Origin of the sequence: Mesorhizobium sp. M0601 (assembly GCF_040320845.1) — a bacterium.
Taxonomy (GTDB): Bacteria; Pseudomonadota; Alphaproteobacteria; order Rhizobiales; family Rhizobiaceae; genus Mesorhizobium.
Genome location: NZ_JAMYQK010000013.1, coordinates 111,497 through 131,213 on the forward strand (window position 1 = coordinate 111,497; position 19,717 = coordinate 131,213).

Consider the following 19,717-nt stretch of genomic DNA (forward strand, 5'->3'; position numbering starts at 1 on the left):
AATTTGAGTGGGCGGAACGCGCCATTAAATGGTCCGGCAAATCGACGCTTGCTCACAATCTCTCCAGCGCCACCGCGATCCCCTGGCCGACCCCGATGCACATGGTGGCAAGTGCATAGCGGGCGCTACGTTCGCGCAGCTCCAGCGCCGCCGTGCCTGATATGCGCGCGCCGGACATGCCGAGCGGATGGCCGAGCGCGATGGCACCGCCATTCGGGTTGACGTGCTCCGCATCCTCGGCAATGCCGAGCTGGCGCAGCACGGCGATGCCTTGCGAGGCGAAGGCCTCGTTGAGCTCGACGACATCGAACTGTTGTGGCTTCAGGCCGAGCCGGGCACACAGCTTCTGCGTGGCCGGCACCGGACCGATGCCCATGATGCGCGGAGCGACGCCGGCGGTGGCACCGCCGAGGATACGGGCGATCGGCGTCAGCCCATATCTTTTCGCGGCTGCTTCCGAGGCGACGATCAGCGCCGCCGCGCCGTCATTGACGCCCGAGGCATTGCCGGCCGTAACCGTGCCGCCTTGCCGGAACGGCGTCGGCAACTTGGCCAACGCGTCGATCGACGTGCCCCCGCGGGGATGCTCATCTCTGTCGACAACGACCGGATCGCCCTTGCGCTGCGCGATCGTCACCGGCGTGATTTCCTTTGCCAGCCGGCCATTGGCTTGTGCGGCTACAGCCTTGTCCTGGCTGCGCACGGCAAATGCGTCCTGGTCGGCGCGGGAGACAGCGAACTCTTCCGCCACGTTCTCGCCGGTCTCCGGCATCGAATCGACGCCGTATTGCTTCTTCATCAGCGGATTGATGAAGCGCCAGCCGATCGTGGTGTCGTAAATCTCGGCATTGCGCGAAAAGGCGGTCTCTGCCTTCGGCAGCACGAACGGAGCGCGGCTCATCGATTCGACGCCGCCTGATATCATCAGCTCCGCCTCGCCGGCCTTGATGGCGCGGGCAGCAATTATCACCGCATCCATGCCCGAACCGCAGAGACGGTTGACGGTCGAGCCCGAAACCTCCTTGGGCAGGCCGGCCAGCAGCAGCGCCATGCGCGCCACATTGCGGTTGTCCTCGCCGGCCTGGTTGGCGCAGCCATAGACGACATCGTCGATGGCGGCCCAGTCGATGCCCGAATTACGCTCGACCAGCGCCCTCAGAGGGATAGCGCCGAGATCGTCGGCACGGACCGCCGACAACGAACCGCCGAAGCGCCCGATCGGCGTGCGGATGTAGTCGCAGATATACGCCTCGGCCATTATGCCGCCTCTCTCTTGCACTGACGATTTCTGCTCCCGGCCCGCCATCTTGGCCGCATTCTCCTTGAGACGAAAGCACATCTCGCTGCCGGCCGTTAGGCCAAAGAGAATTTCAGCTGCCGCCCGCCGGGAGCGGCGGATCAGCCGATGCTTTCTCCACCGTCGATCACCAGCGCCTGGCCGGTCATGAAGGACGAGCGGTCGGAGACGAGGAACAGGATCGCTTCGGCGATTTCCTCCGCGCTGGCCCAGCGCTGCATGGGAATTTTGGTGCGGACATAGTTCTCGATCGCTGCCCGCCCGCCCATCTGCGCGATGAACGGCTCGTTGAAGGGCGTATCGACCCAGCCGGGGCACAGCGCGTTGATGCGGACATTGTGTTTGGCATAGTCGAGCGACATCTGCTGGGTCATCGCCACCACTGCATGTTTTGACGTTGCGTAGGCGATCATTTCGCGGTCGTAGAACACACCCGAATTCGAGGCGGTATTCAGGATCACCCCGCCGCCTTGCGCGATCATCGACGGCATGACCAGCCTGGCCGCCAGGAACTGCGCCCGCACATTGATCCGCCAGGAGGCATCCATGCCGTCGGCGCCGACTTCGGTCAGCGTGCCGCCGACCTGGATCCCGGCATGATTGTGCAGGATGTCGATCCGCCGATGCCGGCCCAGCGTTCTCGCGATGAGCCGCTCGACCGCCGCATCCTCGCCGACGTCGGTGGCGACGGCCTCGGCCCGACCGCCGGCCGCACGAATGTCGGAAGCGGTTGCTTCCCCCGCCGCCTGGTCCCTGTCGGCGATCACCACGAGCGCACCTTCCCTGGCCATCATCATGGCGCCGGCACGCCCGATCCCCGACCCGGCACCCGTCACCACTGCGATGCGATCTCTCAGAATCATGTTTTTTATCTTTCAGTGTGATGGTTTTCGTTGCCGCAGTTGCCATTGGGCAAGCACCACGAGCAGAACGGAGGCGACGAGCACGATCGTCGCGATGGCATTGATCTCCGGCGTGACCCCGCGCCGGATCGAGGCGAAGACATAGATCGGCAACGTCGTCTGTGCGCCGGCGACGAAGAACGCGACGATGAAATCGTCGAAGGAGAATGTGAAGGCGAGCAGGAAGCCGGCGATCACCGCCGGCATGATCTGCGGCAACACGATGCTGCGGAACGTCGTCAGCGGGGTAGCGTAAAGATCGCTCGAGGCCTCGACCAGATTGCGGTCGAGGCTGCCGAGGCGCGTGCTGACAATCATCGCCACCAGCGCCATCGAAAACAGCCCGTGCGCGGCGATGATCGAGCCATAGCCGAGCGCCAGGCGCGGCGGCTGGTCGTTCGGCCACAGCGAAGCGACAAACGGGTTGACCACCCCGAATAGCTGGACCAGCGCGACCAGCGTCGAGATGCCGATGACGACACCAGGAACGACGATCGCAGCACCCAAAAGCGCATCGAACACGGCTCGCGTCCGCGCGCCGACACGCGCTAGGCCAAGCGCGGCGGCCGTGCCGCACAGCGCCGCCAGCAAGGCGCTGGTCGTGGCGATGAACAGGCTGTTCTTCAGCGCTTCGACCAGGAACGGGTTTGCCAGTGCCTTGCCGTACCATTGCACCGAGAAGCCAGTGAACTCGCTGGCGTGGTGGCCGGCGTTGAACGAAAACAGCACCACCAGCGCGATCGGCAGGTAGAGAAAGGCAAAGACCGCAACGACGAAGGCACGCATCAGATCAGGTCCACCCGGCGGGCACCCGAAAGCCGGGTCGAAATGCGGTTCGCGGCAAGCAGCACGACCACTGAAACCGCCACAAGTGTGATGGCGATTGCCGATCCGAATGGCCAATTGCGCGATTGCAGGAACAGATCGACCAGCGCGTTGCCGATGAAGAAGACCTTGCCGCCGCCGAGTAGCGTCGGGATCAGATATTCGCCGAGCAGCAGGATCATGACCAGCGAGAAGCCGGTCATCACACCTGGCAGCGACAGCCGCAGCGTCACGCCGAGGAATGTCGAGATCGGCGTCGCGCCGAGATCGGCGGAGGCCTCCAGCAGCCGGTGGTCGAGCCGCTCGAGGCTGACATAGATCGGCAGGATCATCAGCGGCAGATAACCATAGACGATGCCGAGCAGAACCGCTCCCGGCGTGTTGATCAGCCGCACGTCCTCTATCCCGACATAGGCCAGGAGAGCTGGGATGCCGCGCCCGCCAAGCACATACATCCAGGCATAGGTTCGCATCAGCAGGCTGGTCCAGAACGGGATGACGACAAGCGCCAGCAGGATCAGCCGCCACCGTTCCGGCGCGCGCAAAGCGAGGTAATAGGCGACCGGATAGGCAACGAGAAGACAGGCCAGTGCGCCCGCCGGCGCCAGCACCATGGTGTTCCAGAAGGCGGTCGCCCGCGCCGGAAGATTGGCAAACTGCGCCAAGGTGAAAGCGGCCTGATAGCCGCCTTCCGGCGCCCGCTCGCCGACGCTGAAAACGGCAATCGCCACGAACGGCAAAACTAAAAACACCACCAGCCACGCAGTTGCTGGACCGAGCAGCAGGGCGGTCAGGAGATTGTGACGAAGGACATTGCTGCGCATTGAAAAAACCGCCCCGGTGCCGGCGGACATCTGTCCGCCGGGGAGTTGCCTGCATCGAGCCTGTAGCCTGCCAGGTTCAAGCCGACTTGAAGCGTGCCATCAATTCGGCCCGGCCCGGATCGGTTAGCGTTGCGGCCGCACCGAATTCGAGCGGCTTCAGCAGATCCGCCGCCGGATAGAGGATCGGATTGTCCAGCACCTCCTTGGGCAGCAGCGCATTGACCCGCGCATCGGTGGAAGGCGCGCCGTTGGCCAGGTGCTCCTTGACCGCGACTTTCGGGTTCATCAAATAGTTGAGCAAGGCATAGCCGGCAGGCTTGTTCGGCGCATCCTTGGGTATTGCGTAGAAGTCGGTCCAGATCTCGCCGCCTTCCTTGCCAAGCACGTAGGCGATTTCGGGGATGTCGCGGTGGAGCTGCGCCCCGTCATTGGTCCAGCACATCGTCATCCAGGCGTCGCCGGCACGCATCGACGGCTGGTAGTCGCTGGAGACCGCGAACAGATGCGGCTTGACCTTCAGCAGCAATTCCTCCGCCTTGGCGAGTTCGTCCGGCTTCAGCGAGTTGAACGAGAAGCCGAAATATTTCAGCGCGTTGCCGATCGTGGTCAGCTGGTAATCATGAACCATGGTCCGGCCGTCGCCCTCCGCCATGGCCGTGTCCCAGAATTCCTTCCAGCTCGTCATCGGCTTGGTCAGTTTCTTGGTGTTGACGGCAAAGCCGGTGGTGCCCCAATTCTTCGGCACAGCATAGGTCACCCCGTCGATGGTGCCTTCCCCAGTGAAGCGCGGGTCTTCTTGCGAGCCGTCATAATTGGCAAGCTTGGCCATATCCAGCGCCTCGATGATGCCAAGCTTCTTGTAAGTCGAGATCGTGTAGTTGGTCGGAACGAAAAGGCTCCAGCCCGAGGCGCCGGCCTGCAGCTTGGCCAGCATTTCCTCGTTTGACCCGAACACGTTCACCTCGACGGCAACGCCGGTTTCGGCCTTGAAATTCTCGAACGTCGCCGGGTCGTGATAATTGGGCCAGGTGGCAATCGACATGCGGTCGCCAAGCCCCTCCTGGGCGAAGGCTGGCGACGGCATGATGCCGAGTTCGCGGGCCATTACTGCCGTTGCGATGCCTAGGCCGGTGAGGCCAAGGAACTCGCGGCGGCCGATGGAACCACGCTTGAGGCGCATCAACTGGTCGACGAATTTTTCAGGGCTTATCGGCAGTCCGTCACGATACGATTTCGGCATTTTTGTTTTCCCTCTGGTTGGTCCCGTTATTCTCCGGAAACGCCAGCGGCGTTCCGGCTGTAAAGCCGACGGCGACGGGTTCACCCGGCTTGAAGAGATTTCCACCGCCAACCAGATGATCGGCCTTGGCGAGCAGTGTCCCGATGCCTTGGACCTCGATTGCATATTCCGCGGTGGAACCGAGAAAGATCCGGTTGCGGACAAGCCCGTTCAGCCGGCCGCTTCCGGGCGCGCCGAGACTTAAGGATTCAGGACGCAGGCTGACCGAGACGGCTTCGCCCTGGGCTAGCGAAGTGCGCTTGCGCGCGGCGATGACGGTGCCGTCGGCAAGCGCTATCTCGACGAGCTTGCCCGAGAGCCCGACGACCTTGCCGCTCAAGAGATTGGTCTTGCCGACGAAATCGGCGACGAAGAGGTCGGCGGGTTCATCGTAGATTTCGCTCGGCTGCCCAAGCTGGACGATGCGCCCGCCATTCATGACGCAGACGAAATCGCTCATCGACAGTGCCTCTTCCTGATCGTGGGTGACCAGGACGAAGGTGATGCCGATCTCGCGCTGCAGGTTCTGCAGCTCTATCTGCATGTCGGTGCGCAGCTTCTTGTCGAGCGCCGCCAGGGGCTCGTCGAGCAGCAGCACCGCCGGCTTGTTGACCAGCGCCCGCGCCAGGGCGACACGCTGCTGCTGGCCGCCGGAAAGCTCATGGATCTTGCGGCGTCCATAGCCCGCAAGCCGAACCATGGCGAGCGCCTCGCCTGCCTTCAGGCTGATCTCCCGCGACGACAGGCGCGGCCGCGCCTGGCGTAGGCCATAGGCGACGTTGTCCGCCACATCCAGATGCGGAAACAACGCATATTGCTGGAACACCATGTTGACCGGCCGCCGATAGGGCGGCGTGCCGGCCATGTCGCGGCCACGGATGAATACCACACCTTCGCTTGGCTGTTCGAAACCGCCGATCATGCGCAAACAGGTTGTCTTGCCGCAGCCGGACGGCCCGAGCAACGCGACAAAGGCAGACGGCGGGATGGCAAGATCGATGCCGCTGACCGCGATCACGCTGCCGTAGCGTTTGGTGACCCCGCGAAACTCGATGTCGGGCACTGCGGTCAAAGCTGCGGGCTCCAGCGGCTAGTTGGTCTCGAAACGCTATCAGAGCCAATGGCGGCTAGTATATACCTCCCAGGTGGTATATTTCGTCTATTTTCTCGTATGGAGGGGTATGAATTGGGCGTTTCACGCAGCGATGAATACAGCCGGCTCGCTGCGCTCATCGCAGCGACGCGGGAGACGAGCGGCGAGCTTTTCGGCAAGGCGATGGTCGCCTGGCTCCGCCAGCATGTCAGCTTCGATCATTGCGTGATCTTCGGCTATCGCGGCGCCTCACGCCCGCCGCTGCTGTTCGAGACATTCTCGCCGGCCGAAAGCCACGTCTTCGTTGCGCTCTATCAGGAAGGGCCTTATCTGCTCGATCCGTTCCACCATGCGGCAGTCGAGCGCAAGGAAGGCTTTTGGCGCATGCGCGAATTGGCGCCGGATCGCTTCTATGCCAGCGAATATTACCGCTCCTATTACAGCCAGACCAGGCTTGCGGAGGAGGTCGGCTTTTTCGTGCCGCTGCCGGGAAAGGACGCGCTGGTGGTCTCGCTAATGCGATTGCGCGCTTCGGGGCCGTTCGGAACCGCCGATGCCAGATTGCTGCGCGACATGGCGCCTGCGGTGATCAGCCTCGTCAGGCTGCGCTGGCCTACCCTTCCGGCTGACGGACCGGTTGGGACGAAGCAAGACGAGGCGATTGCTCCGGTCAGTGAGTTCGAACGTGCTCACATCTGGAAGAGCCTTTCGCTCACGCCGCGCGAACAGCATGTCGTCGATCTGGTGCTTCAGGGCCATTCCACGGAATCGATTGCCAGGGCGATGCGCATCGTGCCGGGAACCGTAAAAGTTCATCGCCGCAACATTTACCGCAAGCTCAAGATAAAGTCGCAGGCGGGTCTGTTCGCGCGTTTTGTCGAGATCATGGACGCACGGATTCGGTAGTCCCAAGTTCAGCCGGCAGCGCCGTCCCAGGAACCGGTTTCGGCCATCTGCCTGAGTCGGGGTGCCACTCGAAAGACGTCCTTGCCGGTCTGCTGGTGCCAGTGATCCAGCCGCCGGATGATCTTGTCCACGCCTTCGAGGCTCGCCCAGAACATCGGCCCGCCCTTGCCGACCGGGAAGCCGTAGCCGTTGACCCAGACGACGTCGATATCGGAGGCGCGCGCGGCAATCTTTTCCTTGAGGATTTTGGCGCCCTCGTTGATCATCGGATAGAGCGTCCGCTCGATGATCTCCTCGGCGCCGATCGTGCGCGGTGCAATACCGCGCTCGGCAGCCTTGTTGCGGATCAGCGCCTCGACATCGGGATCGGGCAGCGGCGTGCGCGAACCGCCTTCGTAGCGATAGAAGCCGCTGCCGGTCTTCTGGCCGAAATGTCCCTGTTCGCACAACGCATCGGCGATCACGGCCGTCTGGCCACGCGCCTTGCGGTTGCGCCAGCCTATGTCGAGGCCGGCGAGATCGCTCATCTCGAACGGCCCCATCGGCCAGCCGAAATCGGTGAACACCTGGTCGACCTGGCGCGGCATTGCGCCTTCCAGCAGAAGCGTCTCCAGTTCCGCACCGCGCGCCGCCAGCATGCGGTTGCCGACGAAGCCGTGGCAGACGCCGACAACGACCGGCACTTTGCCGATCCGCCGTGCCAGATCGACGATGGTCGCCAGCACGTCGGGCGAAGTCTTTTCGGCGCGGACGATTTCCAAAAGCTTCATGACGTTAGCCGGCGAAAAGAAATGCATGCCGAGGAGATCTTGCGGCCGCGACGTCGACGCGGCGATTTCGTTGACGTCGAGATAGGAGGTGTTGGTGGCGAGGATCGCGCCCGGCTTGGCCACGGCATCGAGCCTGCCGAAAACATCCTTCTTGACCGCCATCTCCTCGAACACGGCCTCGACGATCAGGTCGCAATCGGCAAGATCGGCATAGTCGGTGGAACCCTTGAACAACCCAAGCCGTTGGCGCTTGGCGTCTTCGCTCAGCGAGCCGCGGATGACGGAAACGGCATAATTCTTGTTGATCGTCGCCAGCCCGCGCTGCAAGGCCTCGTGTGTCGCTTCCAGCAAGGTCACGGGGACGCCGCCGTTGGCGAACGCCATGGCGATGCCGCCGCCCATTGTGCCGGCGCCGATGACGCCGACCCGGGCGATCTTGCGCCTGGCGACGTCCTTGCCGGCAATCTTTGCCGCCTCACGTTCAGCGAAGAACAGATGCCGCTGCGCGCGTGATTGGTCCCCGGCGACAAGCTTGACGAACAGGTCGCGCTCCGCCGCCAGCGCTTCGTCGCAGGGCAGCGTCAGGGCGTTGCGGACCGACTGCGCACAGGCGATCGGCGCCTCGAGGCCGCGTGCTTTGCCGGCAAGCACTGCCGCTTCCTTGTCGAACGCCGGCAAGTCGGCCTGGTCGAGGCGATCATTGCGGTCGCGCACCGGCGTGAACGGACCGCCTTTCGCGGCCGTTTCGTTGGCGAAACTCACCGCTTGCGCGGTCAGGTCGCCATCGAAGACGGCATCCACCAGGCCGGCGGCGAGCGCCTCGGCCGCACCGATCGGCGTTCCCGAAACGATCATGCTGAGTGCCTTCAGCGGACCAACCAGGCGCGGCAGGCGAACCGTGCCGCCGCCGCCCGGCAGCAGGCCGAGCTTGACTTCCGGCAGGCCGAGCCTTGCCGTTCGGTCGGCAACACGGAAATGGCAGCCGAGCGCCAGTTCCAGGCCGCCGCCGAGCGCAGTGCCGTGAATGGCCGCGACCGTCGGCTTGGCGATGATTTCCAGCATGGCGACTAGGGCGCCCAGGTCCGGTTGCCGCGCCGGCTTGCCGAATTCGGTGATGTCGGCGCCGGCGACGAAGGTCCGCCCGGCGCATGCTATCACGATTGCTCCGACCGACGGCTCGTCGCGCAGGTAAACGAGCGCCTGCATCAGCGGCTCGCGCACATGGAAGCTCAGCGCGTTGACCGGCGGATTGTCGATGCTCACCACCGCGACGTTGCCGTGCCTTGTAGTGCTGACGAAATCGGACACGCAAACCTCACGCAATGATGTTGGCCAATAGCGCGACGGGATTTACAGCGCTGGCATGCGGATGGGAACCACGTGTTTTGCAGGCCGGATCGATATCCCTTCGCCGCCGGGTGGCCTTGCTTTAGCGCAGCGCCTTCTGCCCGCCCGCGGCGGTGATGACGCCGACGATGATCAGCCCTGTCAGCACCAGGCGGACGCCGACGCTGACGCCGAATGTGTTGAGCATGGTCAACAGCAGCACCAGGAACAGCGCCGCGCCCCAGACCCCCGGCACATTGGCCTTGCCGCCCGCCACCGACGTGCCGCCGATGACGACGACCGCGATCGAGGCCAGCAGATACTCATTGCCGATATCGACATTGGCGCCGCGGAAATAGCCGGCGAGCAGTGCGCCGTCGAGGCCGCCGAGCGCGCCCGACAGCGTGTAGGTGAGGAAGCGGGTGCGGCCGACATTGACGCCGGCCAGCCAGGCAGCGCGGATGTTCTGGCCAATCGCCAGCACCGAGCGTCCGTAGATCATGCGCTGCAAAACGATGCCGGCGCCGATGGTGAACAGCACGGTGAGGATCGCCAGCACCGGGATGCCGAACACCTGCCAGTTGGTGAAGTCGGCAAAGCCCGGCGGCGGCTTGATCTGCAGGCCCCGCCCATAGCTGATATCGACCGACTGGATGACGAAGCTGGCCGACAGCGTCGCGATGATCGGCGGAATGCGCAGCGCCCATATCAGCAGGTAGTTGACGGCGCCGATCGCCATGCCGCAGGCAAGCGCTGCCAGCAGGCCGACCGCGATCATCGCATCATTGCCATCCATGACCTTCATGGCGACGGCGCTGGCAAGGCCGATATTGGCCGGCAGCGACAGGTCGACATTGCCCGGCCCGAGCGTGATGACGAACATCTGCCCGACGCCGACGATGACCGTGAAGACGGCGAGCGACAGCGCCGCCGTGATCATGCCGCCGCCGCCATAGCCGCCGGTGAAGGCGATGGTCGCCAGCCACACCAGCAGTGCCCCGAAGAACGACCAGATCCAGGGTCTGGCGAGCAGTGTCCGCAGCGATGCCATGCTCACCTCTCCCTGCGGCTGATCAGCACCCGCGCCGCCAGCACGATGATCAGGATGGCGCCGTTGGCGGCCACCTGCCAGTCGGGCGGAATGTGCATGAACGTCAAGAGGGGCGATGCCGCCAGCGCCAGCGTCAACGCGCCGATGACGGCGCCGATCGGCGACACCCGGCCGCCGACGAATTCGCCGCCGCCGAGGATGACGCCGGCGATCGAAAGCAGCGTGTAGCCATTGCCGATATTGGCATCGGCCGAGGTGGTGATGCCGATCAGCGCCATGCCGGACAAAACGCCGAACAGGCCGGTCAGCGCAAACAGCGCGATCTTGGTACGCAGCAGCGACCAGCCGGCGCGCTTGAGTGCGGCTGAATTGCCGCCCGATCCACGCAGGATGACGCCGTAGGAGGTGCGCATCAGGCCAAAATGGACGACGGCTGCAATCAGCAATGCCGCGATGATCGGGAACGGAATGAACGGTGGCTTGAAGGCCATCAGCGCCAGCAGCCAGTCCGGCGCCTTGCCGCCGGGCTTGGGCAGGATGAGGATGGCCATGCCCTGCCAGACAAAACTCATGCCGAGCGTAACCACGATAGAGGGCAGGTTGCGCAGATGGATCAGCGCGCCGAGCAGCGCGTAGACGCCGATCGACCCGAGCAGGATCACGACGCCGAGCAGCGGCGCGTCCTTCAGCCATGTCGCCGTCACGCAGCCGACGAAGCCGACAAAGGTGCCGATCGACAGATCGAGCTCGTTGCCGGCGATGACGAACATCTGCGCGATCGTCGCCAGAGCGATCGGGATCGCCAGATTGAGCATCAGGCTGAAACCGAAATAGCTGATGGCGCGCGGGTTGAGCCAGGCGATGGCGATGAGCACCAGCGCCAGCGACAGTGCCGGCAGCAGGCTGCGCAGCATGCGCGCCCGCCTGGTGGCGCGAGCCGAAGATTTTAGCCCATTCTCGACGGATACCGCTGTCATCTCAGGCCGCATCGCCGAACGACGACTGGATGATCTTTTCCTCCGTCAGTTCGTCGCGACGAAGGTTGGCGACGATCCGGCCGTTCTTGAACACATAGATGTGGTCGCAATTGTCGAGCTCTTCGGTTTCGGTGGTGTACCAGAGGAAAGTGCGGCCGTGGCGAGCCTCCTCGCGCACCAGGTCGTAGACTTCGAGCTTGGTGCCGATGTCGACGCCGCGCATCGGATCGTCCATCAGCACGATCTTGGCGTCGGAGCCGAGCGCCCGCGCGAACAGCGCCTTCTGCTGGTTGCCGCCGGACAGCGAGAAGATGTTGTTGTTCATGTCGGGCGTACGGATGCCGATTTTCCGCTGCCAAAACTCGGCGAGCTCGGCTTCGCGCTGCGGCGAGATCAAGAGGCCGCTGCGCAATCGCGCCAGCGAACGGATGCCAATGTTCTCGGCAATCGACCATTGCGGAAAAATCCCGTCCGACTGGCGGTCGCCGGCAACCAGCGCCACCGGCGCGGTGACCTCGATGCCGGTCTTGGCACGGGAAGCCGCAGCAAAGATAGCCAGCAAAAGATCGGTCTGCCCATGCCCGGCAAGTCCGGCAAGGCCGATGATCTCACCGGCACGGGCGACGAGCTCGTTGCCGTCCTGCTGTCGCGCCGGGCGCGCCCGGACCCGCAGCGGACCGGGCTCCGGCTTGCCGCTCGCAATCTCTGCGGCGGTCTTCTCGCGCGCCTCCGCTCCGCCCATCGCCGTCACCAGCCTGTCGCGGTCGAAGGCGTCGGCCTGCCCGGCGGCGACCACCTTGCCGTCGCGCATCACCACGATGCGGTCGGCATTTCCGAGCACTTCGCCCAACACATGCGAGATCAGGATGCAGCTCTTGCCGGCGGCGATGAAGCGGCGCACGAACGCCAGCAGCTGGCCGGCGGTATGCGCGTCGAGCGAGGATGTCGGCTCGTCGAGGATAACCAGCTCGAGCGGCTCCTGCGTGACCGTGAAGGCGCGCGCCACCTCCACCATCTGCCGGCTGGTGATGGAAAGATCACCGACGATGTCGGATGCCGAGATGCTGTGGCCGGGGAAGATCTCGTCGAGCTTGGCGGCGATCAGATCGGCCGCCTTGCGCCGCCAGCCGAAGCCATGCAGCGACGCGTGGTTGATCCGCGTGTTCTCGGCGACGCTGAGGTTCGGGCAGAGCGACAGCTCCTGGAACACACAGCGTATGCCGAGCTGCTGCGCGCGCGGCACCGAATAACTTGCCTCGACACCGCCGCGGACCGCGATCTGCCCGCTGTCGGGGGCAAGCGTGCCCGCCACCATATGCATGAGCGTCGATTTTCCGGCGCCGTTATGGCCGACGAGACCGACGCATTCTCCGGCACGAACGCTGAAATCGACACCGGCGAGCGCCCTGACGGCGCCGAAATGTTTTTCGGCTCCGTCCAGTCTTATGATGTCCAAACTGACGGCGCCGAAAAGCTTTTCGGCGCCATCCGGCATGATGATGTCTGCATTGGCCTCGGGCATCCCTCAACGATACCCGGTTATCCGTGGCGGCAACAATAGCGCCATGCTCACTTGATGTTGGCCTTGATCGCCGCGATGGCGTCTTCCTGCGTGTATTCGTGGCTGGCGACGCCGCCCTTCGGAATCTTCGGCAGCGCGGCCTCGAAATCGTCCTGGGTGAAGGCAAGATAGGGCACCAGCAGGTCGTGCGGCACGTCGGTGCGGCCGTCGAGCACCTGCTGCGCCACCCAGAAGGCAAGCGTCGATACGCCCGGTGCGATCGATGCCGACCAGGTCTTGTAACCGTCCTTTTCCTTCTGCTCCTTCCACCACTGCAACTCGTCCTGGCGATTGCCCATGATGATGGTCGGGCGTGGCTTGCCGGCGGCGGCGAAAGCCTGCGCCGCGCCGTAGCCGTCACCGCCCTGGTCGACGACCCCGACAACATCCGGCAGCGAAGGCAGGATCGTCGCTACGGCTTTCTGTGCCGTGGTCTGGTCCCAGTCGCCGGTCACCGAGCCGACGATCTTGAACTCGGGATGGGCAGCGACGCCTTCGAGGATGCCGGCATGGATGGCATCGTCGATCGAAGTGCCGGCGAGGCCGCGGATTTCCAGCAGGTTGCCGCCCTTGGGCTGGAACTTGGCCATCTGCTCGACTTCCTGCTTGCCCATGTCCTTGAAGTCGACGACGACGCGGTAGGCGCAGGGTTCGGTGACGATACCGTCGAAGGAAACGACGACGATGCCGGCGTCGCAGGCCTGCTTGATGGCGCCGTTGAGCGCATCCGGAGACGCCGCGTTGATGACGATCGCGTCATAGCCCTGCAGGATCAGGTTCTGCACCTGGGCTGCTTGCGTCGGCACTTCCTTGTCGGCCGTCGTGAAGACGTCCGCGGCGCCGACCACCTTGTCGGCAACCGCCTTCTTGGTAACGATGGCGTAGCTGTCCAGCATCGCCTGCCGCCAGGAATTGCCGGCGTAATTGTTGGAGAAAGCGATTTTCTTGCCGCTGGTGTCGGCAAGAGCGGTACCTGCGGCGAGCATCGCCGCAAGAGCTCCTAAAGCGAATATTTTCCTCATGTCATACTCCTCCCGTGAGTTGCTGTCTTACTGGTGGTTAATGGCTGGCTGGTGGGTATTGGCTGATACGCTCACAATCTTGTTTTTTATCTATTATCAGACAAATGCAGATAGGCGGCAAGCTGTCAACATCAAACCATGGCCGGCGATCAACTTGCGGTGCAATCATTGAAACCGGTTCGACTCCTGGTCTAGGGATGGCACTGGAGACCGATTGAATGGCGACGAACCTTGCCCCGGGTGCACCCGGCATTCCGGCACGCTGGACCTCGAGCGCCAAGAGCGGCGTCGGCACCGCGCTCTCGCCGGCCTGCCCGATCTGGTTCACCATCAGCCACGGTATCCTCAACGAGATCTACTACCCGCGCCTCGATAGCGCATGCACCCGCGATCTGGGGCTGATCGTCACCGGACCCGACGGCTATTTCTCGGAAGAAAAACGCGACGCCGAACACAGTATCGAACCCCTGGCGGACGGGGTGCCTGCCTACCGGCTGGTCAACACCGCAAGCGATGGAACCTACAGGATCGAAAAGCGCATCCTGACGGATCCGGAACGTCCCGTCTTGCTGCAGGAGATCATGTTCACGCCGCTCAAAGGCGCGGCCGCCGACTACCGCGTCTACGCGCTGCTGGCACCGCACCTCGTCAACGCCGGCATGGGCAACACCGCCTGGATCGACGACCATGAAGGACAGCCTGTCCTGTTTGCATCGGGACGCGGCACCTGCCTGGCGCTCGCCTCGTCGGTGCCGTGGAAGGCGTGCTCGGCCGGCTATGTCGGCGTCTCCGACGGCTGGCAGCAGCTTGGTCAAGGCGGCCGGCTCGATCCGGCCTGCCGCAGGGCCGAGGACGGCAATGTCGCGCTGACCGGCGAGATCGCCTTTTCGGCTGCGAACCCAAAAATATTGCTGGCGCTGGGCTTCGGCACGACGCCGCAACAGGCGGCGGAAACCGCTTTCGCCAGCCTGAGGCAAGGTTTTGAGCCCGCAGCCGGATCCTACGTCGACAAATGGCGCAAATGGCAGGCCGGATTGCTGCCGCTGGACCGGCATGCGGCGTCCGGCCTCAACAGCTACCGCCTCAGCACGGCGGTGCTGGCGACACACCGGTCGTCCGCCGGAGCAGCCGTTGCCAGCCTGTCGATCCCGTGGGGCTTCAACAAGGGCGACGACGATCTCGGCGGCTATCACCTGGTCTGGCCGCGCGATCTGGTCGAAACCGCCGGCGGCTTCCTCGCTGCCGGCGACCCGGCGGAAGCCTTGCGCATCCTTGGCTATCTGCGCTCGATCCAGCAGCCGGACGGCCATTGGCCGCAGAACGCCTGGCTCGACGGATCGGCCTATTGGCCGGGCATCCAGATGGACGAATGCGCCTTCCCGCTGCTGCTTGCCGACGCACTGCGCCGCGCCGGCCATTTGCCGCCTGCCGCACTCTCCTCCTTCATGCCGATGATCGAGCGCGCTGCCGCCTATGTCGTGCGCAACGGCCCGGTCACCGGCGAGGACCGCTGGGAAGAAGACGCCGGCTACAGCCCGTTCACACTTGCGGTCGAGATCGCCGCATTGCTTGCGGCTGCGGACATCTTCGATGCCGCCGGCAAAACAGAGCCGGCAAACTATCTGCGCGAAACCGCCGACGTCTGGAACGATCAGATCGAGCGCTGGACCTACGTGGCCGGCACCGCCGCATGCGAGCAAGCCAGCGTCGAAGGCTACTATGTCCGCATTGCGCCGCCCGACAAAGCCGGCGCGGCATCGCCGAAAGACGGCTACGTCCCGATCAAGAACCGCCCGCCGGCCGATACGGACCGGCCGGCCAAGGCGATCGTCAGCCCGGATGCGCTGGCGCTGGTCCGCTTCGGCCTCAGGGCGGCCGACGATCCGCGCATCCTCGACACGGTCAAGGTCATCGACGCGCAATTGCGCTGCGAACTGCCGCAGGGCCCGCTCTGGTACCGCTACAATGGCGACGGCTATGGCGAGCATGCCGACGGCGCGCCCTTCGATGGAACCGGCCGGGGCCGGCCCTGGCCGCTGCTGGTCGGCGAGCGCGCTCATTACGAGCTGGCGGCAGGCCGCAGGGATAGTGCGGCAAGCCTGCTCAGGACGTTCGAGAACTCTGCCGGACCGGGCGGCCTGCTACCGGAGCAGGTCTGGGACGGTCCCGACATGCCGGAGCGCGAATTGCGGCATGGCGGGCCCTCCGGCAGCGCCAAGCCGCTGGTCTGGGCGCATTCCGAGCACATCAAGCTGCTGCGGTCGCTGCGCGACGGCACGGTGTTCGACATGCCGCCGCAAGGCGTCAAGCGCTATATCGAGGGCAGGACGGTGTCGCGCTTCAGGGCATGGCGCTTCAACCACAAGATCCGTACCATCCCGGCAGGCAAGGCGCTGCGCATCGAACTTCTGGCCCGGGCGGTGGTTCATTGGAGCAGCGACAATTGGGCAACCGTCCATGACACCGAGACCACCGCGAATGCTTTCGGCATCCATCTTGCGGAATTGCAGGTTGCCGAGATTGCTCCAGGCAATAGCCCGGGCAATAGCATTGTCTTCACTTTCTTCTGGCCCGATAGCGGCCATTGGGAGAATGCTGACTTTTCTGTCGGCATCGGCGATACAGGATAGAGCATGACCCCGCAAAGTGGAGACCGGTTTTCGGACAAGATCATGCTTCAATCACGGCGCCACTAGATCATCGATCCCTCAAGTAAGGCAGGACGAGACCATGCAGATAGGAATGATGGGACTGGGCCGGATGGGCGCCAACATGGTTCGGCGCCTGCTGCGCGATGGCCACGAATGCGTCGTCTACGATATTAACCCGGCGAGCGTCGCCGCGCTTGTGAGCGCCGGCGCGGTCGGAGCCGCCTCGATGGAGGAGTTCGTCGGCAAGCTGGCGAAGCCGCGCAGCGCCTGGCTGATGCTGCCTGCGGCGATCACCGGCAAGATCGTCGACCAGGTGGCTGCCCTGATGGAGCCGGGCGACATCATCATAGACGGCGGCAATTCCTATTATCACGAGGCCGTCGACCACGCCGCGCGCCTCGCCTTGAAAGGCTTGAGCTATGTCGATGTCGGCACCAGCGGCGGCGTCTGGGGCCTCGAGCGCGGCTACTGCCTGATGATCGGCGGCCCCGACAGCGCGGTCCGGCATCTCGATCCGGTCTTCGCAACGCTGGCGCCAGGCGCCGACGCCGCTTCGCCCGCCCCTGCCAAGGATGCCGGAACCTCGCCCTTCGGCTATCTCCACTGCGGACCAAGCGGCGCCGGCCATTTCGTCAAGATGGTCCATAACGGCATCGAATATGGCGTCATGGCCGCCTATGCCGAAGGCATGAACATCCTGAAATCGGCGAATGCCGGCAAACGGCAGCGCACCGCCGATGCGGAAACCAGCCCGCTGGAAAACCCGCAATATTACCAGTTCGACATCGACATCGCTGAAGTGGCCGAGGTCTGGCGGCACGGCAGCGTCATCGGCTCGTGGCTGCTCGACCTGACGGCCGGCGTACTGAAGGCCGATTCGTCGTTGACGCAGTTCGGCGGGCGGGTCTCGGATTCCGGCGAAGGCCGCTGGACGCTGAAGGCGGCGATCGACACCGGCGTGCCGGCGCCGGTGCTGTCCTCGGCGCTGTTCGACAGGTTCTCCTCGCAAGGCGAATCCGAATTCGCCGACAAGCTTCTGTCCGCCATGCGCTATGCCTTTGGCGGCCATGTCGAAAAACCCAAGGCCGGTTCGTGACGGGCGACAGGGAGGCACGCCCATGAGCCAGGAACGATCGGACACGCTGGTGCTTTTCGGCGCCACCGGCGATCTCGCCCACAAGAAGATCTTCCCCGCCCTTTACGCCATGGTGGCCAAAGGGACGCTGAACGAGCCGGTGATCGGCGTCGCCTTCGATCCCTGGGACCCCGCCAAGCTGCAGGCGCGCGCCCGCGACGGCATCGTCAACGCCTTGGGCAGCATCGACGACAAGATCTTTGCCAGGCTTGCATCGCTGCTGCGCTATGTCAGCGGCGACTATCGGGCGCCTGCGACCTTCGAGAAGCTGAAGACCGCGCTCGGCAGCGCTGAGCGGCCGCTGCACTATCTGGCGGTGCCGCCGGCGATGTTCGAGGTGGTCGTCCAGGGGCTGGAGCAGTCGGGCGCCGCCCAGGGCGCGCGCCTGATGGTGGAAAAGCCATTCGGCCACGATCTGCAATCGGCGCGCTGGCTGAACCGGGTGCTGCATCTGGTCTTCGACGAAAAGTCGATCTTCCGCATCGACCATTATCTCGGCAAGGAGGCGATCCAGAACCTGCTCTATTTCCGCTTCGCCAATTCCTTCCTCGAGCCGATCTGGAACCGCAATTACGTCGAGAGCGTGCAGATCACCATGGCCGAGGATTTCGGCGTCGAGGGCCGCGGCCGCTTCTATGACGAGGTCGGCTGCATTCGCGACGTCGTCGAAAACCATCTGCTCAACATCCTCTTGCTGCTCGCCATGGAACCGCCGGTCGGCCGCTCGGCCGACGATCTCATCGACGAGAAGGTGCAGGTCCTGCGGGCGATCCGGACGCTGACCAGGGACGATGTGGTGCGCGGCCAGTTCGACGGCTATCTCAACGAGCCGGGCGTGGCGCCGAACTCGCCGGTCGAGACCTTCGCGGCGGTGCGCTTTTTCGTCGATACCTGGCGCTGGCAGGATGTGCCGTTCTTCATTCGCGCCGGCAAATCCCTGCCGGTGCACGCCACCGAGGTCATCGTGCAACTGAAGCGACCGCCGCTCGACGTCTTCGATCCGATCAAGCCCGGCGACTGCAATCACGTGCGCTTCCGCATCGATCCTCAGGTGGCGATCTCGATCGGCGCCCGTCGCAAGGCGCCCGGCGATGACATGGTCGGTGAGCAGGTCGAGCTCACCGCGCTGGACGATTCGAAGGGCGACATGCCGCCGTACGAGCGGTTGATCGGCGACGCCATGAACGGCAACGGCCAGCTTTTCACCCGCCAGGACGCCAGCGAGCTCGCCTGGCGCATCGTCGGCCCGGTGCTCGGCGACACCACGCCGCCCCCTGTCTACGCGCCAAAGACGTGGGGGCCGGCCGAAGCCATGGCTGGATTCGGGCCGCCGAACGGCTGGATCAATCCAGCGAAATGATTTCTGGAAGGTGAAAGCGATGGCCAAGGCGGTGAAGCAACCGGCATCGGAGGAAGAAAAGATCGTGCTTGCGATCGATATCGGCGGCTCGCACGTCAAGATCCGCACCAGTGCCGGCGGCGACGAGCGCAAGACCGCTTCCGGACCGGAGCTTACGCCGCAGCAGATGGTCGCGGCGGTGAAGACGCTCGCCGAAGGGCTGCGCTACGATGTCGTCTCGATGGGCTATCCGGGCCCGGTGCACCACAACCGGCCGCTGACCGAACCCGCCAATCTCGGCAAGGGCTGGGTCGGCTGCGATTTCGCCGCCGAGTTCGGCAAACCGGTCAAGGTCGTTAACGATGCGCTCATGCAGGCCATCGGCAGTTATGAGGGCGGCCGCATGCTGTTCCTTGGCCTCGGCACCGGCCTTGGGGCCGCGATGATCGTCGATAACGTTGCCCAGCCGATGGAGCTTGCCCATCTTCCCTACAAGAAGCGCGGCAGTTTCGAAGACTATGTCGGCGAACGCGGCCTGCAAAAGCGCGGCAAGAAGAAATGGCGCAAACACGTCTTCGACGTGGTCGACCGGCTTCGCGCCGCCATGCAGCCGGACTACGTGGTCATCGGCGGCGGCAATGTCGACGAACTCACCGACTTGCCCGCCGATTGCAGACGCGGCGACAACACACGCGCCTTCGAGGGCGGATTTCGACTATGGCGCGACAAATCCCTGATTATTTGATATTGCTGATTGTC

Annotated in this window: 16 protein-coding genes; 5 read left to right on the top strand and 11 right to left on the bottom strand. The window is 64.2% G+C overall.

What is annotated here, in order from left to right; all coding sequences use genetic code 11:
* Window positions 1-52: 52 nt before the first annotated feature.
* The 6 genes from pcaF to NKI41_RS14950 form a co-directional block, all read right to left on the bottom strand.
* Window positions 53-1,258 carry a 3-oxoadipyl-CoA thiolase gene (gene pcaF / locus NKI41_RS14925; RefSeq protein WP_352470747.1) on the bottom strand — a complete coding sequence of 402 codons (1,206 nt, stop codon included), beginning with the start codon at window positions 1,256-1,258 and terminating at the stop codon, window positions 53-55.
* A gap of 140 nt (window positions 1,259-1,398) precedes the next feature.
* Window positions 1,399-2,160: an SDR family NAD(P)-dependent oxidoreductase gene (locus NKI41_RS14930; RefSeq protein WP_352470748.1), complete on the bottom strand. Its 762-nt coding sequence runs from the start codon at window positions 2,158-2,160 to the stop codon at window positions 1,399-1,401.
* A 12-nt stretch (window positions 2,161-2,172) separates the two neighbouring features.
* Window positions 2,173-2,985, bottom strand: coding sequence for an ABC transporter permease (locus NKI41_RS14935; protein WP_352470749.1), 813 nt, complete (start codon window positions 2,983-2,985; stop codon window positions 2,173-2,175).
* The gene (locus NKI41_RS14940) at window positions 2,985-3,848 is read right to left on the bottom strand and encodes an ABC transporter permease (RefSeq protein ID WP_352683736.1); all 864 of its coding nucleotides are present in this window, start codon (window positions 3,846-3,848) and stop codon (window positions 2,985-2,987) included. Before NKI41_RS14940 ends, NKI41_RS14935 begins: the two co-directional genes overlap by 1 nt.
* Before the next feature lie 76 nt (window positions 3,849-3,924).
* Complete coding sequence (locus NKI41_RS14945; RefSeq protein ID WP_352683738.1) at window positions 3,925-5,088, bottom strand: ABC transporter substrate-binding protein; 1,164 nt, start codon at window positions 5,086-5,088, stop codon at window positions 3,925-3,927.
* Window positions 5,069-6,199, bottom strand: a complete 1,131-nt coding sequence (locus tag NKI41_RS14950; protein ID WP_352683740.1) for an ABC transporter ATP-binding protein — start codon at window positions 6,197-6,199, stop codon at window positions 5,069-5,071. Before NKI41_RS14950 ends, NKI41_RS14945 begins: the two co-directional genes overlap by 20 nt.
* 114 nt (window positions 6,200-6,313) lie before the next feature.
* Here NKI41_RS14950 and NKI41_RS14955 point away from each other — a divergent pair, with 114 nt between their 5' ends.
* Window positions 6,314-7,126 carry a helix-turn-helix domain-containing protein gene (locus NKI41_RS14955; protein ID WP_292657193.1) on the top strand — a complete coding sequence of 271 codons (813 nt, stop codon included), beginning with the start codon at window positions 6,314-6,316 and terminating at the stop codon, window positions 7,124-7,126.
* Window positions 7,127-7,134: 8 nt separating this feature from the next.
* Here NKI41_RS14955 and NKI41_RS14960 read toward each other — a convergent pair whose 3' ends face one another.
* From NKI41_RS14960 to NKI41_RS14980, 5 genes are all read right to left on the bottom strand, one after another.
* Window positions 7,135-9,204 (bottom strand): 3-hydroxyacyl-CoA dehydrogenase NAD-binding domain-containing protein, encoded by a 2,070-nt coding sequence (locus tag NKI41_RS14960; RefSeq protein ID WP_352683742.1) that lies wholly within the window; start codon window positions 9,202-9,204, stop codon window positions 7,135-7,137.
* Between the two features lie 121 nt (window positions 9,205-9,325).
* Complete coding sequence (locus NKI41_RS14965; protein ID WP_023678189.1) at window positions 9,326-10,273, bottom strand: ABC transporter permease; 948 nt, start codon at window positions 10,271-10,273, stop codon at window positions 9,326-9,328.
* A 2-nt stretch (window positions 10,274-10,275) separates the two neighbouring features.
* Window positions 10,276-11,250 (bottom strand): ABC transporter permease, encoded by a 975-nt coding sequence (locus tag NKI41_RS14970; RefSeq protein WP_023678190.1) that lies wholly within the window; start codon window positions 11,248-11,250, stop codon window positions 10,276-10,278.
* Window position 11,251: 1 nt separating this feature from the next.
* Window positions 11,252-12,745: a sugar ABC transporter ATP-binding protein gene (locus NKI41_RS14975; protein WP_352683767.1), complete on the bottom strand. Its 1,494-nt coding sequence runs from the start codon at window positions 12,743-12,745 to the stop codon at window positions 11,252-11,254.
* A 74-nt stretch (window positions 12,746-12,819) separates the two neighbouring features.
* Entirely contained in the window at window positions 12,820-13,833 is a 1,014-nt protein-coding gene (locus NKI41_RS14980) for an ABC transporter substrate-binding protein (RefSeq protein WP_352481006.1), read from the bottom strand.
* Between the two features lie 218 nt (window positions 13,834-14,051).
* Between NKI41_RS14980 and NKI41_RS14985 the strand changes: the two genes are divergently transcribed.
* The 4 genes from NKI41_RS14985 (at window position 14,052) to NKI41_RS15000 (ending at window position 19,703) form a co-directional block, all read left to right on the top strand.
* Complete coding sequence (locus NKI41_RS14985; RefSeq protein WP_352683744.1) at window positions 14,052-16,463, top strand: glucan 1,4-alpha-glucosidase; 2,412 nt, start codon at window positions 14,052-14,054, stop codon at window positions 16,461-16,463.
* 100 nt (window positions 16,464-16,563) lie between these two features.
* Complete coding sequence (gene gnd, locus NKI41_RS14990) at window positions 16,564-17,580, top strand: phosphogluconate dehydrogenase (NAD(+)-dependent, decarboxylating) (RefSeq protein WP_352470756.1); 1,017 nt, start codon at window positions 16,564-16,566, stop codon at window positions 17,578-17,580.
* A gap of 22 nt (window positions 17,581-17,602) precedes the next feature.
* Window positions 17,603-18,979 carry a glucose-6-phosphate dehydrogenase gene (gene zwf / locus NKI41_RS14995; protein WP_352481008.1) on the top strand — a complete coding sequence of 459 codons (1,377 nt, stop codon included), beginning with the start codon at window positions 17,603-17,605 and terminating at the stop codon, window positions 18,977-18,979.
* A gap of 19 nt (window positions 18,980-18,998) precedes the next feature.
* Window positions 18,999-19,703: an ROK family protein gene (locus NKI41_RS15000; RefSeq protein ID WP_352481009.1), complete on the top strand. Its 705-nt coding sequence runs from the start codon at window positions 18,999-19,001 to the stop codon at window positions 19,701-19,703.
* Window positions 19,704-19,717 lie beyond the last annotated feature (14 nt).

Coding starts and splice junctions, on each gene's coding strand:
- pcaF (WP_352470747.1), bottom strand. CDS start 1,258: ATGGCCGAGGCGTATATCTGCGACTACATCCGCACGCCGATCGGGCGC.
- NKI41_RS14930 (WP_352470748.1), bottom strand. CDS start 2,160: ATGATTCTGAGAGATCGCATCGCAGTGGTGACGGGTGCCGGGTCGGGG.
- NKI41_RS14935 (WP_352470749.1), bottom strand. CDS start 2,985: ATGCGTGCCTTCGTCGTTGCGGTCTTTGCCTTTCTCTACCTGCCGATC.
- NKI41_RS14940 (WP_352683736.1), bottom strand. CDS start 3,848: ATGCGCAGCAATGTCCTTCGTCACAATCTCCTGACCGCCCTGCTGCTC.
- NKI41_RS14945 (WP_352683738.1), bottom strand. CDS start 5,088: ATGCCGAAATCGTATCGTGACGGACTGCCGATAAGCCCTGAAAAATTC.
- NKI41_RS14965 (WP_023678189.1), bottom strand. CDS start 10,273: ATGGCATCGCTGCGGACACTGCTCGCCAGACCCTGGATCTGGTCGTTC.
- NKI41_RS14970 (WP_023678190.1), bottom strand. CDS start 11,250: ATGACAGCGGTATCCGTCGAGAATGGGCTAAAATCTTCGGCTCGCGCC.
- NKI41_RS14975 (WP_352683767.1), bottom strand. CDS start 12,745: ATGCCGGATGGCGCCGAAAAGCTTTTCGGCGCCGTCAGTTTGGACATC.
- NKI41_RS14980 (WP_352481006.1), bottom strand. CDS start 13,833: ATGAGGAAAATATTCGCTTTAGGAGCTCTTGCGGCGATGCTCGCCGCA.
- NKI41_RS14985 (WP_352683744.1), top strand. CDS start 14,052: ATGGCGACGAACCTTGCCCCGGGTGCACCCGGCATTCCGGCACGCTGG.
- gnd (WP_352470756.1), top strand. CDS start 16,564: ATGCAGATAGGAATGATGGGACTGGGCCGGATGGGCGCCAACATGGTT.
- zwf (WP_352481008.1), top strand. CDS start 17,603: ATGAGCCAGGAACGATCGGACACGCTGGTGCTTTTCGGCGCCACCGGC.
- NKI41_RS15000 (WP_352481009.1), top strand. CDS start 18,999: ATGGCCAAGGCGGTGAAGCAACCGGCATCGGAGGAAGAAAAGATCGTG.